Raw genomic sequence first — 16,535 nt, 5'->3', positions numbered from 1 at the left:
CTCAGTTCATTGAAATCAATTTTGATTCCGAAGAATCTGTTTTATCTAACGATAAAACGTTTTGATATTCATCAACGAGTGCCCACACAGATTGATAGGTTTAAATTGTTAAAGAGCGCTAGCGTTTTGTGATTCACATCTCAGTCGCTAGGGGTGCGTACTATACCTGCACCACTTAGAGAGTCAAGGGTTATTTTCAACTCCTTTTTCTCTACCGATTTCGCCGTGTGACTTTCGTCTCACTCCGTGTCGGTGAGGCGGCATTATAGAGAGATCGACATAGAGCACAAGGGCTTTTTTGAATAAAAGTTTTGTTCGCCTAAAAAGCCACCAGATCCGCATTTTTCGAATAAAAACTAAACATTTGAGACGTATCACAGCAATACATTGGCAAAATGGAAACCATGAACGTAAGATTCATGTATCTATTTTGTTAAGAGTAGATGCGTCTATTTCGTTTATTAATATGTAGTATTCCGATATGAACTCAAAAAAATCGATGTTGTTAATTGTCGCACTAGCTGTTCTAGGTGGCATTGTTTTCTCTCAGGTAGATATATCGCCTGCAATTACCTTTATCCTTGGTGTCTTGGCTTCCGCTTTTGTTGTTAACTTTTCAAGCACCGACTCAAAATCAGATTCAGAACCTAAGGCATCAACAAAAACACTTTATGTAGGTAACCTTCCATACAAAGCGAATGAATCACACGTACGTGAATTATTCTCAGAGTATGGTGAAGTATTTGCAGTACGCTTAATGAAAGACAAACGTACTGGTAAAAGAAGAGGCTTTGGATTTGTCGTAATGGCTAGCAATGATGTGAATCATGCTATTTCAGAACTTAACGATAAAGATTACATGCAACGAACTTTAAAAGTGCGAGTTGCAAATGATCCTAAACATCCAGAAACGGACGAAGCTGAACTGAGCTAAATCCTAACTGCTTTAACATGCTATTTAGTGCACTTTCTTTCTTAGGAAGTGCACTACAAAAAACCTCGCGCACTCCCCTTTCTTTATTACCACTTTCCAAATCCAATAAATCTTGAACTCGCTTCGCAATCGCTTTACCGGAATCAACCAATAAAACACTCTTACCTAAGACTTGTTGAATCTCTGATTTGATCAGTGGGAAATGTGTGCATCCTAAAACGGCCACATCGATTGTATTGATCATCGGTTGAAGGATTTGCTGCAACTCTTCAAGGTCAATCGCCTCACCTCTGAGTTTATCTTCGGCCATATCCACCAGCCGAGTAGAACCTAAAAGCTCGACTCTTTTATTACTCGAGAAGTTTTTGATGAGCTCGTGTGTGTATTCACGAGTAATCGTCGCAGGGGTTGCAATAAGTCCAACCGCTTTATTAGCCAGTAACGAGGCAGGTTTGATTGCCGGGACAACACCGACAATAGGGATAAGGTTATTAGCGCGAAGTGCAGGCAGGACTATCGTACTGGCCGTATTACAAGCTATCACCACAATATCAATAGCGTGACTCGCAACAAAACTGGCGACGATACTTTGGACTCGCTGAATGAGGACTTGCTGATCGAGCTCACCATATGGGTAAGCCTCGTTATCGAATACATAGATATAGTTGTGATTTGGTAGTAACTGGCTTATCTCTTTATATACAGAGAGGCCGCCAACTCCAGAATCAAAGACCAATATGTTTTTTTGTATGCTTTTCGACACAACCATTACCTGTAAGAAGTTCCGCAGCAATGATACCCCTTCACTTAGTTTTCGCCAATCATCACTCTATATAATGCAAGCTCGGTAGCGTTGATGCCCAAAGCGCTCACCCTGCTCTACATTTTCTAGCTCTATCTTGAGCTTACCTTTAAAGCATGGCGCTGACGTTACTAAGGTATGGAACTCACCATCTTCTCCACATGGGTCGACGTGACTTGGCAAACTGTCTATTAGTTCAGGCGTGTATTCTTTCCCGCAATAGCTCATGTCTAATGCATCGCTATCAACTGTGACGAGAAAGGTTTCGATTCCTCTATTTATGATTTCTTGAGCCAGAGTTTGGCTACTCTCTCCTAGTAGAGGAAATACACACTCCCAGCCCGCAGGTTCTATATAACTTCTTCGGTAATCAGCAATACCATTGCAAAACATATCGCCGAATGCCACGGCATCAATAGATAAACCCGATCCTTTAAGCGCCGTAACAATCGTACTTTGATAGATCTCGTTACTTGGGAACACCTCCGGCAGCTCAATCGTTATTAGAGGCAAACCGATCAATGTAGCCTGCATTCCGACAACCTCGATTGGCGTGACTTGGAAAGGGACCTCATCTCCAACATACGTAGTATAGAGAGCAACAACTTCATACTCGGTGCTTTCAAGTAGACGTTCTAGGGTTAATGTAGAGTCTTTGCCTGACGACCAACTTATGACGACTTTCTTTTTCATTGATATACCCAATAAGAAAAAACCGCCCGAAGGCGGTTTAGGTGTAAATTAGAATTGGTAAGCTAGATTAGCAAAGTACCTGCGTTCAGGAGCGTTATATCCTAGCGTTGTTTGGTATTTCTCGTTAGTTAAGTTATCAACTCGACCACGAACAACTAGCTCAGGGGAAATCCAATACCCCACAGAAACATCCCACAAGCTCACTGATGGCAAAATATTATCTGGATCGGTTGTTTCTTTTGGATTACCCGCTCTATCACCCGTGTATGTATAAGTAAGGTTCACATCAAAATCTTCATATGAAGCATCCATCAACCACTTGTAGTTTTCATCAGCACGCTTCGCTAATTTGTTGCCCGCAGAGTCTTTATGATCTTTAAACTCAGCAACAACCGTGTGATGGATAAACCACGTGTCAAAATTACCTGTGATTTCTAAACCTTTAAGTTTTGCATCTACGTTTTGAGGATACCAAAATGGGCTACCTTCATACCAAATAATTAAGTTATCGACTTCATTATCGTATGCAGTCACATCCAGCTTGAATAAATCGAATTCACCGGTGTATCCAATTTCGCGATTTTCGGCCTCTTCAGGTTTTAGGTCTGAGTTTGTTGTTAGATCAGAATAGCTCGGAGCTTTAAATGATGTACCTGCGGCAGCTCTTAACGAGTGTTTCTCCGTTAGGTAATAGCGAGTCCCTAAAGACCAAGTCGTATGATTATCGTATGTATCGTGTTTATCGTTACGCACACTACCTACGATTTGAACATCACCGAATCTAAGTTCAGAAGAAGCGTAAACACCCGTCGTATCGCGAGACTCACCAGCTAGAGCATCAGGAGATCCATATGACAAAGCATCATCATCAAGCTTTTCTCTACGCCAATCTGCGCCAGCACCAACAGAAACGTTCTCGTTGATGTAATACTGATTTAAGAACTGTAAGTTCGTTAGGTCTATTTTCTTTTTAGTACCAGCATTATCTTTACCCTGAGCTTGAGAATAGTCTAGGTTCTCGATCGCTTGTTGATTAGCCCTAAGAGTCGAGCTTAAGTTATCACCTTTATAATCAAGAGCAGCTGTAACACTCAGATTCTCAGAGTAGCCATAGTTCTTACCACCAGAATCGTACTCAGTTAAACTATCGAACCAGCGAACTGAAGCACTACCTGAAAAGGCCTCATTAATAGGTTGAGAATACGATGCAAAAAGATTTTGGCTTTCATACCCATAATTAAGTCCAGTAGCAGGATCTTTGATATCGTAACCTTCAGTCTCATCAAAACCACCAGCGAGCTTTAATGTTCCACCATTAGACAAATTACGGGTCGTTGAAAAATTAGCTTCCTTTTGAGCGTCGCTACCAGCTCCAACGGAAATCATTGTCGATTCAGTTGAACTACCAGAGGCTGTAATAACATTAATTACACCCGCTACAGCATCAGAACCATAAAGAGCTCCGCCAGAACCACGAATCACTTCAACTCTCTCAATAATGCCTACTGGGATATGATTAAAATTAATACCGCCAGCAGCAGAGTCAATACGGACACCATCAACTAGAAACAATACTTGATCACTATTATAGCCGCGCATAAAAACAGATGCGCTATGTCCACGTCCGCCACTTTGAGAAACTTCAACGCCAGGTACTCGTTTCAATACATCCACTAGAGATTTAGCTTGGGTTTCTTCGATTTCTTGTTTAGAAACAACCGTTGTTGATGCAATAACATCACTTAAAGGCTGCTCAAAACGGTTAGCCGTAACCACCATGGTTTCGTCGGCAGATGCTTGTTGGGCGTGTAAATTGGAGATAGGTGAAAGCAGCGATGCTACAGCAACCGCTAAAAGGGATTTGTTCATGTTGTGATCCTAAATCGCGTAAAGTCCTACCAAACCACATTGTGTGGCTTAGCCGCTGGCAGGTATTCGGACTCAAGAGCACAACCCTTATGGTTACCTAATATTCGACTTCCCACAAAAAGCTATTTGCAGTGTCTTATGAATACTCGTTCTCTTTTACCGCTGCGCGTCAGTTCTGGATTCACACCAGATTCCCTCTTCAGCCATCTATACATCCAAATGGCACCAGCTTGTCGGAGATAGTATTAACCTATGAATCATTTGTCTAGTCTAAGATAGTTATAAGCTATAGTTTTCAAGGTCGATTTACATTGAATAGCTCTCAACACTGGACAAGCGCCTGTGATTGAATAAAATCTGCGCTCTTGATTTAAAAGCACGACAGCAAAAGGCATAACAATGGCGAATTTAGATGTAAACCCGCAACGCTACCAAGAACAGCTCGCAGAAAAGACTGAACGTCTTACTGAAATGTTCTCACAATACAATGTGCCTGAGCTGGAAGTGTATGAATCTCCAGAACAACACTACCGCATGCGTGCTGAATTCCGCGTGTGGCATGAAGGTGACGATATGTATTACGTCATGTTCAATCAAGAGACCAAAGAAAAATACCGCGTAGACCAGTTTCCTGCGGCTAGTCGTCTTATCAACGATCTAATGCCTCTATTAACGGATGCAATGAAGAGCAACCACTCTCTACGCCACAAGCTATTCCAAGTAGACTTCCTTTCTACGTTAAGCGGTGAGATTTTGGTGTCACTGCTTTACCACCGTCAATTAGGTGAACAGTGGATTCAAGATGCTAAAGCGCTTAAGCAGCAATTAAATGATGAAGGCTTTAACCTAAACCTGATTGGCCGTGCGCGTAAGATGAAAATCGTACTGGATCGCGACTACGTCATTGAAAAGCTAGATGTGAATGGTGATAGCTATATATACCAGCAAGTAGAGAACAGCTTTACTCAACCAAACGCCAAAGTAGCAGAGAAAATGTTGGAATGGGCTGTCGACTGTACTCAAGACAGCAAAGGTGACTTGCTTGAGCTTTACTGTGGTAACGGTAACTTCTCATTAGCTCTGGCACAAAACTTTGAGCGTGTACTTGCAACAGAGCTAGCGAAGCCATCTGTAGAATCTGCTCAATACAACATTGCGGCGAACAAGATTGATAATGTTCAGATCATTCGTATGTCTGCGGAAGATTTTACCGTAGCAATGGAAGGTAAGCGTGAATTCCGCCGCCTACAGCAAGCAAACATCGATCTAAAGAGCTACAACTGCAACACTATCTTTGTTGATCCACCGCGTTCAGGTATGGACGTTGATACTTGTAAGATGGTGCAAGGCTACGAGCGCATCATGTACATCTCTTGTAACCCTGAGACATTGAAAGAGAACCTAGACATTCTAAGCGAAACGCACGACATCACTCGTTTTGCTCTGTTTGACCAGTTCCCTTACACGCACCACATGGAAGCTGGCGTATTCCTAGAGCGTAAAGCGTAAGTATCGCTTTCAGGTCTAAGCCAAACAGCAGATACAAAAAAACGAGCCCATTGGCTCGTTTTTTTAATTTCTAAATCAGCTTAAGCAGTTTTGCCGATAAAGCCGAGTTTCTTACCTACCCATGCAAGAAGCAACATCGCGACAATAATCGCAAAGAAGTTTGAGCCAGCATCAGGGTGTTGTGCCTTCACAAAAGCCGAGTGGCCAAATGCACCCACGAAGAAACAAGCTAAACCTACTAGTGGGATATCTTCAGATACTGGGTTAGTTAGGTACTCTTGGTAAAGCGCTTGTACAGCCAAAACTAAAGCGATAAGCGGGAAAATAGAGAAGCCCACTTCGCTCATTGTTACCCAAGATAACAATGCATCACCACACACACCGGCTACAACAGCAAGTACGAGTGTTTTTCTTTCAGAACCACGGTTTACAGTATTATTTTCATTCGACATTATTCAATCCCGCCTTTTAATCGGTTACGTTCACGTTCTTTACGATACCAAAAAGCTCCTTTGGCCATCATTCGCAATTGCATGATCAAGCGTTCAGCCAATTCATCTCGCTGACGTCGATCTAAATCTAATGCTTCTGCCCCTGAGTTGAAGACTAAGATAACCGAGGCTTCCGCTTGAGTGAAAGCTTCGTCCCTTGTCATGCCAGTCGTTATCAAATATTCGGTTAACTCAGCAGAGAAGTGCTGTATCTCACGAGCTACCGCTGCACGAAACTCAAATGAAGTTCCTGAGCGCTCTCGCAATAACAGTCTGAATACGTTAGGGCTGCTTTCAATGAATTCCATAAAGGTTTCAACCGATGTACGAATCACACTGCCTTCTTTTACTATGCGTTGCCTAGCTTGACGCATTAACTGGCGCAGCAGTAAGCCACCTTCATCAACCATGGTTAAGCCAAGCTCATCCATGTCTTTGAAGTGACGATAAAAGGAAGTCGGTGCTATTCCAGCCTCACGAGCGACTTCTCTCAAGCTTAGATTGGAAAAACTACGATCGGCGCTGAGTTGGCTAAATGCTGCATCGATTAAGCTGCGACGAGTTTTTTCTTTTTGCTGTGCGCGAATGCCCATTGGTTTCATACTTTATCAATTTCTTCTTTTACAGCCTAAACAGGCATGTCTAATACTCTATTCAATATAACGCGAATCACTTATTTATATAAGGCACTCTGGTTATATAAGACACTAAACATACCTCTTTGTTCACGTACCGAAGTAAATACGTTCGAAGAAAAAATTTCAATATCCACACTGTCATTTGGAGACATACGACATACCAAATATTATTTTTTCGATAACACTGCGTGATCCCACCGACTCTCTGATGCCCTTTTCATGTACCCAAGAACAGAATCAGTTAAAATCTCGCTAAAGCAATGTTACTCAAATATAACAAGGAAGATATCTATGCCGCACTCCAACCACTTTGATGTAATCGTAATTGGTAGTGGCCCCGGAGGAGAAGGGGCAGCGATGGGATTAACCAAAGCCGGGTTGAACGTTGCAATCATTGAGAAAGAGAGCAGCGTTGGTGGTGGTTGTACTCACTGGGGAACCATTCCTTCAAAGGCACTGCGTCATGCCGTAAGTCGTATTATCGAATTCAACAGTAATCCGCTGTTTTGTCAGAACAACAAAAGCATACACTCAACGTTTTCTAACATTTTGGGGCATGCCAAATCGGTTATCGACAAGCAGACTCGATTACGCCAAGGCTTCTACGACCGCAACCAGTGCACGTTGGTCTTTGGTACTGCACGTTTTATCGATACCAACACTGTCTCGGTAATGCAAAGCGATGGCACTGAAGAACATTACAGTGCAGACAAATTTGTTATCGCGACAGGCTCTCGCCCTTACCAACCAGATAACGTCGACTTCCTGCATGAACGTATCTACGACAGTGACTCGATTCTTTCTCTTAAACACGACCCGCAACACATCATCATCTATGGTGCTGGCGTTATTGGTTGTGAATACGCGTCGATTTTCCGCGGTTTGGGTGTAAAAACCGATCTTATCAATACTCGTGACCGTCTGTTGTCATTCCTAGACAATGAAACCTCAGATGCACTTTCTTATCACTTCTGGAACAGCGGTGTCGTGATTCGCAACGATGAAACCTTTGAGAAAATTGAAGGCACTGATGATGGCGTGATCATTCACCTAGAGTCAGGTAAAAAGATGCGCGCTGATTGCCTACTGTATGCCAATGGCCGAACGGGTAATACCGATAAACTGAACCTTGGTGCTGTTGGCTTAGAAGCGGACTCGCGTGGGCAAGTCTCAGTAAATACCAATTACCAAACCAATGTTGACCATGTTTACGCTGTCGGTGATGTGATTGGCTACCCTAGCCTAGCAAGCGCGGCTTATGACCAAGGTCGATTTGTGGCTCAAGCAATTGTGAAAGGTGAAGCTGAACGCCACCTTATCGAAGACATTCCAACCGGCATCTACACCATCCCGGAGATCAGTTCTGTTGGTAAAACCGAGCAAGAACTTACCGCAGCTAAAGTACCGTATGAAGTAGGACGTTCTTCATTCAAACACCTAGCTCGTGCTCAAATTGCGGGTAAAGACATTGGTAGCTTGAAGATTCTGTTCCATCGCGAAACCAAAGAGATTTTAGGTATCCACGTGTTTGGTGAGCGTGCCGCTGAAATCATCCATATCGGACAAGCGATCATGGAACAGAAAGGTGAAGCAAATACCATCGAGTACTTTGTGAATACAACCTTTAACTATCCAACGATGGCGGAAGCTTATCGTGTTGCAGCACTCAACGGGCTTAACCGTTTATTCTAGATAAAGAACCAATAGGAGTATTTGACCACCCATAGGCCAAATACATAAACAGCAAGCCACGCGCTTGCTGTTTTTATTTAAAACACTGAATATGAAGGCATTGATAGTAATTAGATCATGATGTTCTAAATACCCCTTTACCTGTACAGCCTCATTTACTCTCCACAAACAGAGCCCTCAGAGCTAAGCGAGAAACTCCCCTTTCTTCCACTGAGAAACAAACAACACACCAAGACCAATTCCGCGCATTGCCATAAAGCTCAGCATCGCTAACCACAGTGCATGGTTCTCTAAACCTGATGCTAAATAGAAAATCGCGAAGAAACTACAGGTCGCAACAAACATACTATTGCGCATATCCTTGCCCTTAGTTGCTCCAACAAAAATACCATCCAACAAGAAGCACCACATAGACACCAATGGCATTGCGATTAACCACGGTAAATACACCTCGGCTTGACTCTTCACGTCTGGGATTGTGGTGATCATATTGATTAAGCTCGAGCCAACGAGTGCGAACACTATGGTCAGTACCAAACAAATATTGAAGCTCCAGAAGAAAGTTCCAATCAATGACTGGTTCAGCTCATCTTTGTCTTTCGCGCCTATCGCCTTACCGACCATCGCTTCCATTGCGTAGGCAAAGCCATCCATCCCATAAGAGATGATCATCAAGAAACTCATCAACACGGCATTGGCCGCAACAACATCATCGCCAAAGCTTGCACCTTGGAAGGTCATGAAAGTGAAAGTCGCTTGTAGGCATAATGAACGAAGAAAGATATCGCGATTCAATTTCACGAAACGACTCAAACCTTGGCTGGTTTTCTTAAGCAGATCCCATGGCGATGGTAACTGCTTCTTCGCCCAGATTCGGTAAACACAAATCAAGCCAAATGTTAGACCGGCATAATCAGCCATTACAGATGCCAATGCTGCACCTTCCACTTGCCATCCTAAGCCGATAACAAAAACAATATCCAAAACGATATTGGTGATATTGGTGATGATCACCATCCACATGGGCGCTTTGGCATTTTGAGTCCCGAGTAACCAACCTAGAATCACAAAGTTAGTTAGCGCAGCAGGCGCACTCCAAGCGCGGATTGAGAAATATTGCTGACCATAGTGCTTAACTTGATCACTGGCGCTACTCAATGAGAAAACTAAATCGGCGACTAGACTGTGTAAAAGCAAAAAGACACCAGCAAACCCTAAGGCCATGGTCACGCCTTGCACAAAGACTAAACCAAGTTGCTTGCCATCATTCGCACCATAAGATTGTGCGGCTAGCCCTGTTGTCGACATGCGCAGGAAACCAAGCAACCAAAAGGTCACGCTGATCATTGTGCCGCCCAGCGCCACACCACCTAAATACCAAGAGTGCTCGAGGTGACCGATAACCGCCGCATCGACTAAGCCCAGCAGTGGAACAGTAATATTAGAGAGAACCATCGGGATCGCGAGCAGCAGCACTTTTTTGTGCATCGCCTGATTGGATAGCGTTTGAAAAATAGTTTGGGGATTAAATAGCTTCACGATCACCTCTTAGATTAGAGGCGATAGTTTAACCTAGTGGGTGGGCTTTCACTATGTTGTGGAATTTTACTTATACCGGCTATGTACTCAGTTACTCGAAATACAGAACCACTAGGGTTACCACTTAACGAGCACTAACTGCGGCGTTAAACGCTTTTTGACCTGAGAGATCTTACAAAGAAGCCGCTGCCACAATTTCCAACGATTGCATTGTTGGTCTAGGGGAGAAAACGCTTTTACCCATTGTGCCCATGGCAGCCAATTAAGAACGCTGTCTATTGGTGAAGACAACCCATGAGCATACTTTCCTGAACCAAGCTTTTGTCCCAACGTACTTGAGCTTTTATCTCCAGCTAAGACTAAACACGCATGTGCATGAGTAAAGTAGCGGCTCAAAGACTGAATGAAGTTCGCGGTCTGTTGTTCATTACAATCCAGCAAAGCATGTTCACACACCACCATCACCGAGGCTTGTTCTGGAATATTAAGTTCATCCAACCAAGTTAGGTCATCGACAGAGCCACACTCTAAGCGATAGCGTTCATTTTTGTGGAACAAGCGTTGTCGCCAAAGCAGATTCTCGGTTACATCTAACTCAACCCAATGACAGCGGCCATTATCTAAACGGTAGAAACGGGTATCGAGCCCTGCTCCCACGTTAATAATCCAAGCATCTGGGTTATGAGATAAAAACTGTTGAACTTGAGAATCACAAAGTTGAGTCAGTGTCGCGTAAAGGAGTTGCTGTTGGTCGAGTTCACCGGTAAGACATTCTGGTGCGAGCTGGCAACGCTTGCAGGCTTGAGCTGCGATAGGATCATAAACGAGACCATCATCAGCTAGGCTTTCACGGCTACGAAACCAAAGATGCTGAACGAGGTTCGTCGGAACTTGGAATTCTTGATGTGCAGACCCTTGTTCAGAAGAAGCCTTTTGAACAGAGGAGCGCGGCTTACGAGTAAGCGGCTTCATTTGAGGTTTGGTTGGGTTTGGCATCATCATCTTCCTTGTATCTCGACAAAGAAGATGATAATGAATATCAATTACAATGACAAGTTATTGAGAATAAATATCAATAAGCTGTTTGTACTGACTACATCCAGTCGGTGTTGCGAATAATACCAACCGCAAGCCCTTCAATAGACAAGTGTTGAGATTCTAGATCGACATGGATTGGAGAAAACTCTTCATTTTCAGCATGTAACAGAACCGTTGAACCTTTACGTTCTAGGCGTTTTACCGTTACATCATCATCGACACGAGCCACTACAACCTGACCATCGCGTACATCTTGTGTTTTATGAACAGCTAATAAATCACCATCCATAATACCGATGTCTTTCATACTTTCGCCATTTACACGAAGTAAGAAGTCAGCTTGTGGTTTAAACATGCCTGGATCAACTTGGTAATGCATTTCTACATGCTCTTGAGCCAAGATAGGCTCACCAGCGGCAACCTGACCGATTAATGGTAAACCTTGCTCTTCGTTTGCTGCATCTTCAAGCAAAATACGAATACCGCGAGACGCACCCGGGATAATCTCAATCGCTTCTTTACGAGCAAGAGCTTTCAAATGTTCTTCTGCAGCATTAGCAGAACGGAAGCCTAGTTCACGCGCGATTTCTGCACGTGTCGGTGGCATACCGGAATCTTCGATCTTACCTTTGATAAGGTCAAAGACTTGTTGCTGGCGGGGCGTTAACGGCTTCATGATTCACCTGTCTTTTTATACAGTTGACTGTGAGTATATCCAGTAACTGAACAAAAGCAAAGCAATTGCTTGTTTTTAGTTCATTTTTAGCAAATTACAAAAACAGGATCTCTAGCCACACGTAACCCGCTAGTATTAGACAGATGAGAACAGCCGCCGAGCCGACATCTTTCGCCATCCCAGAAAGCTCATGATGCTCACTACCGATTCGATCAACAACTGCTTCAATCGCGGTATTGATTAACTCGACAACCATCACTAACACAACAGCTGAGATCATCAAGATTCGCTCAACTTGGCTTACGTCCAAATAGAATGCCAACGGAATCAGTATTGCTGCCATGAACACTTCTTGCCGAAATGCAGCCTCGCTTTTAAACGAACTTGTGAGGCCTTGCCATGAAAAGCCTGCTGCTTTTATGATGCGTTTGAATCCGGTGTTTGATTTTTTGGTCATTTTTAACTCTATACTCAATCAGTCGATGAATGATTTTCCACAAACTTAACGGCAATATGACTATTTCCATTAAAAGGTTAGACCAGTTTCTGGTATTCTTACATCGATTAAATTTACGCCTAGGCTTATCCCTATTTCACTCATAGGATTTATCCTTTTTCATCATAGAAATAGAGATACGCTTGAGCACATTGAAATAACTATTGAGGCAGTGAACCTATATGTCTTCTGGACAATCTTTTTCACGTTCATTAATGAAGCTACCTTTATCCGTATTGGTAAAGGGCACATCAATTCCTTCAAACCCTGTTGAGGATTTGAACATTGATTTGAGCAAACCGATTGTATACGCCTTACCGTTTCGCTCAAGTGTCGACATTCTTACATTGCAAAAACATGCACTTGAATTAGGTCTACCTGATCCATTAAGCAAGCTTGAAATCAACGGCAAATCACTGCAACGCTACGTTTTTATATCTTCTCGCAAAACTCTGCTTCAAGACGATGATTATGTACCAAGCTCTTCAATTGAAGTGTTCTCTGAGTTGCTTTCACTGCATGCTGAAGACTCTGAGCTCGATGTTCAAGTTATCCCTGCCACTGTGCTTTGGGGACGTAAACCAGGTAAAGAGACTAACCAGAAACCTTACCTACAAGCAATGAATGGCTTAGAAAAATCAAAAGCGGTATTGCTCGCAGGTCGTGACTGTCTAGTTCGCTTTAGTCCTGTGGTATCTCTTCGCTACATGGCAAACTCACACGGTACCGACAGCACCATCGCGCACAAACTGGCGCGTGTAGCGCGTATCCACTTCTCTCGCCAAAAACTTGCTGCATCAGGCCCTAACCTTCCAAGCCGCCAAGCGCTGTTTGATCGCCTGTTAAAATCAGAAGCGATCAAAAAAGCGATTGAAGACGAAGCACAAGCAAAGAACATCTCGATCGAGAAAGCGAGCAAAGAAGCTCAAGACATTATGGACGAGATTGCTGCGAACTTCTCTTACTCGCTGATCAAGCGTGGTGAGAAGATTCTTGGTTGGCTGTGGAATAAGTTGTACCAAGGCCTGCATATCAGCAACGCTTCAACGGTTCGTAAGTTGGCTCAAGATGGTCACGAGATTGTTTACGTGCCTTGTCACCGTAGCCACATGGACTACTTACTGCTTTCTTATGTGCTTTATCATGAAGGCATGGTGCCGCCGCACATCGCTGCGGGTATCAACCTGAACTTCTTCCCTGCCGGTCCTATTTTCCGTCATGGTGGTGCGTTCTTTATTCGTCGTAGCTTCAAAGGCAACAAGCTGTACTCGACGATTTTCCGTGAATACCTAGCGGAGTTGTTCGCTAAAGGTTACTCAGTAGAGTACTTCAGTGAAGGTGGGCGTTCTCGTACAGGTCGTTTATTGCAAGCGAAGACCGGCATGTTGGCGATGACTATTCAAGCGATGCTGCGCGGCATGAATCGCCCGGTGACTTTGGTTCCTGTGTACATCGGCTACGAGCACGTGATGGAAGTGGCGACTTACGCAAAAGAACTTCGTGGTAAGCGTAAAGAGAAAGAAAACGCGAGCTTAGTGATTCGTACCATTCGTAAGCTACGTAACTTTGGTAAAGGCTACGTGAACTTCGGTGAGCCTATTCAACTGAACCAATACCTGAATGAACACTCACCTGAGTGGACCAAAGACATCGACCCAATGGGCACCAGTAAACCACAATGGATGAATCCAGTGGTTAATGACCTGGCGACCAAAATGATGACGCACATTAACGATGCCGCGGCGACCAACGCATTGACCCTTTGTGCAACCGCGCTATTAGCCTCAAGACAGCGCGCATTGTCTCGTGACTCTTTGGTTTCTCAGATCAATTGCTACCTGTCTCTGCTTAAGAACGTACCTTACTCTGATACATTTACGGTACCAAAAGACAGTGCTGAAGATCTGGTAAAACACGCTGAATCGCTGAACAAGTTCCTAATTGAATCAGACTCAATGGGCGACATTATTTCGCTAGACCGTCACCAGTCAATTCTGATGACCTACTACCGAAACAACATCATTCACTTGTTCGCTCTGCCATCTTTAATTGCCCAGATGACCATTCGTCAGCGCGGTTTATCGATTGAAGCGATTCAAAAGAATGTTGCAGCAATTTATCCGTTCTTAAAGAAAGAGCTGTTCTTAAGCTACGACGAATCACAGCTTGAAGGCGTAGTATCAAACATCATTGATGAACTTGTTAGCCAGGGCATGATTGTTGTGTCTGACAATGAAGTGACGATCAACCAATCGAACAGCCAAGCTCTTATGCTGTTAGGCCGTACGATTTCAGAAACGCTACAGCGCTACTCTATTGCTCTAAACTTGCTGGCAGAGAATCCGGAACTGGACAAATCTGACCTTGAGCAGAAAAGCCAAGACATCGCACAGCGACTTGGTCGATTGCATGGTATCAATGCTCCCGAATTCTTCGATAAAGGTGTGTTTGCTTCTATGTTCGCAACGTTGAAGCAGCAACAGTACCTAGATAACGACGGCAACTGTGATTTAGACAAGACTCAGCAATTCGCTAAGCTTCTCTACTCAATGCTTTACCCTGAAGTACGTTTGACGATTCAAGAGAGTATCCACCAAGCGGAGTAATCATCAGCTTGGTGTCTCTTGAATAGCGAGGCCAAACGCGATCAAAAAAGGCACCCAATGGGTGCCTTTTTCTTTAGCATTCGTTAACTCGAAAAGCGGATGCTTACCAGAAGGTAATGAACAAGCCCGCTGTCACTGCCATTCCAACATAGTTGTTGTTTAGAAAGGCTTGGAAACAAAGGTCTCGATCACGGTGGCGCATCAGGTGTTGTTGATACACAAATAAGCTTCCCGCTACCAACAGTGCCCAATAGAAGGTATTTCCTAGTTGGTAATGCATGCCTAACGCAATCAGCATCGCTAGGGTGACGAGTTGCAAAGAGCCAACAATCAGTTTATCGAAGCGACCAAATAAAATAGCCGTCGATTTAATACCAATCTTCAAGTCATCATCTCGGTCAACCATCGCATATTGCGTGTCGTAAGCAATCGTCCACAACGCGTTAATCACGAAGACAAACCACACAATGCTTGGCAGTTCATTGGTTTGTGCCGCCCAAGCCATTGGTATCGCCCAACTAAACGCTAAGCCAAGAAACAACTGTGGAAGATGCGTAAAACGCTTCATGAAAGGGTAAATGAACGCCAGACCCACACCAATAAATGAGAGCTTAATGGTCAGTGGATTCATGGTGAGTACCAGCAAGAATGAAACTACGGCTAGCACTAAAAAGAGCAGAATCGCTTCCTTACTGGAAACCAAACCAGACGGCAGTGGACGCTGCTTGGTACGTTTAACATGACCATCTACTTTACGGTCCGCAAAGTCATTGATCACACAGCCAGCTGAACGCATCAACACCACGCCGAGTACAAAAACAACCAAGACATCAAAATCAGGCATACCTTGTGCGGCGATAATCAGTGACCACAAGGTCGGCCAAAGGAGTAATAGGGTACCAATCGGGCGATTCATTCGCGTTAATTGCCAATACGCCTTCGCTTTGGTGGCAAGCATTTACACACTCTCCTTAGAGTAAATGGGTGATGTTGGTAAAAACAGTTCTGCCACAAGCATCGGTTTATGGTTCATCCATAATCGAGAACGACGCGCGAGTAATCGCTCATCGCCTGCGATAACCCAACCAACTTGCAGCGCATCTCGCTCCACGTTCTCAGCACTAAAAACGGTCAATCCAAGCGGGACATTACCTTGTTGAGAAAGGTCTGAGTGCTGATGGTCTTCTAATGTGACTCGGGGAATCAAGGTTCGACCTAACACCCACGGTTCGTCATCACCCTTTAAAATCACTTTACGCAGTAAGCAATCAAACGATGATAAAAGATGTTCCTCGTCTTGTTGCAGCATTGAGCGTTCTACAACTTGATTATGAAGCAACTCAACAGACAGGTGCTGACAGCACTTCCCCAACTTGCGGGAAAGAGAACCTTGCTCCATCAGCCACTCTTTGGTGGTTTCATTAGGAAAATCAAATGTTTCTGTACTTTGCCAATCTACATTCATTAACGAATTAAGATACAGCGATATTGGCTGATTCATACTAGTATTCAATAGGTGACTTTACACGTACAATAAAGCTTCAACTTTCGA

The 16,535-nt window shown here is 43.8% G+C and carries 15 protein-coding genes and 1 riboswitch; of the genes, 4 read left to right on the top strand and 11 right to left on the bottom strand.

Going from position 1 to position 16,535, the window contains the following annotated elements; all coding sequences use genetic code 11:
* Positions 1 to 481: 481 nt before the first annotated feature.
* Positions 482 to 934: an RNA-binding protein gene (locus AB4185_RS13400; RefSeq protein WP_004736687.1), complete on the top strand. Its 453-nt coding sequence runs from the start codon at positions 482 to 484 to the stop codon at positions 932 to 934.
* On the opposite strand, the gene murI is transcribed toward AB4185_RS13400, so the two are convergent.
* The 3 genes from murI to AB4185_RS13385 are packed head-to-tail and all read right to left on the bottom strand — an operon-like array spanning position 897 to position 4,298.
* Positions 897 to 1,703: a glutamate racemase gene (gene murI / locus AB4185_RS13395; RefSeq protein ID WP_372106816.1), complete on the bottom strand. Its 807-nt coding sequence runs from the start codon at positions 1,701 to 1,703 to the stop codon at positions 897 to 899. The two genes, AB4185_RS13400 and murI, sit on opposite strands and share 38 nt — an antisense overlap.
* Positions 1,704 to 1,763: 60 nt before the next feature.
* A complete protein-coding gene (locus tag AB4185_RS13390) occupies positions 1,764 to 2,429 on the bottom strand; it encodes an ATPase (RefSeq protein WP_102332806.1) in 666 nt (221 codons plus the stop codon).
* Positions 2,430 to 2,477: 48 nt separating this feature from the next.
* Complete coding sequence (locus AB4185_RS13385; RefSeq protein ID WP_372135538.1) at positions 2,478 to 4,298, bottom strand: TonB-dependent receptor domain-containing protein; 1,821 nt, start codon at positions 4,296 to 4,298, stop codon at positions 2,478 to 2,480.
* A 39-nt stretch (positions 4,299 to 4,337) separates the two neighbouring features.
* Positions 4,338 to 4,543: riboswitch (cobalamin riboswitch) on the bottom strand.
* A 154-nt stretch (positions 4,544 to 4,697) separates the two neighbouring features.
* Between AB4185_RS13385 and trmA the strand changes: the two genes are divergently transcribed.
* Entirely contained in the window at positions 4,698 to 5,807 is a 1,110-nt protein-coding gene (trmA, locus tag AB4185_RS13380; protein WP_372103698.1) for a tRNA (uridine(54)-C5)-methyltransferase TrmA, read from the top strand.
* 80 nt (positions 5,808 to 5,887) lie between these two features.
* Here the strand turns inward: trmA and AB4185_RS13375 are convergent, their stop codons facing one another.
* Together AB4185_RS13375 and fabR are read right to left on the bottom strand one after the other, a co-directional pair.
* Positions 5,888 to 6,259 (bottom strand): YijD family membrane protein, encoded by a 372-nt coding sequence (locus tag AB4185_RS13375; RefSeq protein ID WP_004736696.1) that lies wholly within the window; start codon positions 6,257 to 6,259, stop codon positions 5,888 to 5,890.
* Positions 6,259 to 6,900 carry an HTH-type transcriptional repressor FabR gene (gene fabR, locus AB4185_RS13370; RefSeq protein WP_010438693.1) on the bottom strand — a complete coding sequence of 214 codons (642 nt, stop codon included), beginning with the start codon at positions 6,898 to 6,900 and terminating at the stop codon, positions 6,259 to 6,261. Before fabR ends, AB4185_RS13375 begins: the two co-directional genes overlap by 1 nt.
* 327 nt (positions 6,901 to 7,227) lie before the next feature.
* Between fabR and sthA the strand changes: the two genes are divergently transcribed.
* Complete coding sequence (gene sthA / locus AB4185_RS13365) at positions 7,228 to 8,628, top strand: Si-specific NAD(P)(+) transhydrogenase (protein WP_017061048.1); 1,401 nt, start codon at positions 7,228 to 7,230, stop codon at positions 8,626 to 8,628.
* A 183-nt stretch (positions 8,629 to 8,811) separates the two neighbouring features.
* Here sthA and dinF read toward each other — a convergent pair whose 3' ends face one another.
* From dinF to AB4185_RS13345, 4 genes are all read right to left on the bottom strand, one after another.
* The gene (gene dinF, locus AB4185_RS13360) at positions 8,812 to 10,167 is read right to left on the bottom strand and encodes an MATE family efflux transporter DinF (protein WP_017061047.1); all 1,356 of its coding nucleotides are present in this window, start codon (positions 10,165 to 10,167) and stop codon (positions 8,812 to 8,814) included.
* Between the two features lie 117 nt (positions 10,168 to 10,284).
* Positions 10,285 to 11,163 carry a class I SAM-dependent methyltransferase gene (locus tag AB4185_RS13355; RefSeq protein ID WP_017070281.1) on the bottom strand — a complete coding sequence of 293 codons (879 nt, stop codon included), beginning with the start codon at positions 11,161 to 11,163 and terminating at the stop codon, positions 10,285 to 10,287.
* Positions 11,164 to 11,260: 97 nt separating this feature from the next.
* Positions 11,261 to 11,881 carry a transcriptional repressor LexA gene (lexA, locus tag AB4185_RS13350; RefSeq protein ID WP_019820514.1) on the bottom strand — a complete coding sequence of 207 codons (621 nt, stop codon included), beginning with the start codon at positions 11,879 to 11,881 and terminating at the stop codon, positions 11,261 to 11,263.
* A 94-nt stretch (positions 11,882 to 11,975) separates the two neighbouring features.
* Positions 11,976 to 12,338, bottom strand: coding sequence for a diacylglycerol kinase (locus AB4185_RS13345; RefSeq protein WP_010438699.1), 363 nt, complete (start codon positions 12,336 to 12,338; stop codon positions 11,976 to 11,978).
* Between the two features lie 221 nt (positions 12,339 to 12,559).
* On the opposite strand from AB4185_RS13345, the gene plsB reads away from it, so the two are divergent.
* Complete coding sequence (plsB, locus tag AB4185_RS13340; protein ID WP_372135537.1) at positions 12,560 to 14,983, top strand: glycerol-3-phosphate 1-O-acyltransferase PlsB; 2,424 nt, start codon at positions 12,560 to 12,562, stop codon at positions 14,981 to 14,983.
* Positions 14,984 to 15,086: 103 nt separating this feature from the next.
* Here the strand turns inward: plsB and ubiA are convergent, their stop codons facing one another.
* Together ubiA and AB4185_RS13330 are read right to left on the bottom strand one after the other, a co-directional pair.
* Positions 15,087 to 15,941, bottom strand: a complete 855-nt coding sequence (gene ubiA / locus AB4185_RS13335) for a 4-hydroxybenzoate octaprenyltransferase (protein WP_372103704.1) — start codon at positions 15,939 to 15,941, stop codon at positions 15,087 to 15,089.
* Positions 15,942 to 16,484 carry a chorismate lyase gene (locus AB4185_RS13330; RefSeq protein WP_164091128.1) on the bottom strand — a complete coding sequence of 181 codons (543 nt, stop codon included), beginning with the start codon at positions 16,482 to 16,484 and terminating at the stop codon, positions 15,942 to 15,944. It abuts the gene before it with no gap.
* Positions 16,485 to 16,535: the final 51 nt, after the last annotated feature.

It is taken from the genome of Vibrio sp. 10N.286.48.F5 (assembly GCF_041469785.1).
Taxonomy (GTDB): Bacteria; Pseudomonadota; Gammaproteobacteria; order Enterobacterales; family Vibrionaceae; genus Vibrio; species Vibrio crassostreae_C.
The sequence above is the reverse complement of the archived record's forward strand: the minus strand, read 5'-3'. Positions and strand labels throughout refer to the sequence as shown.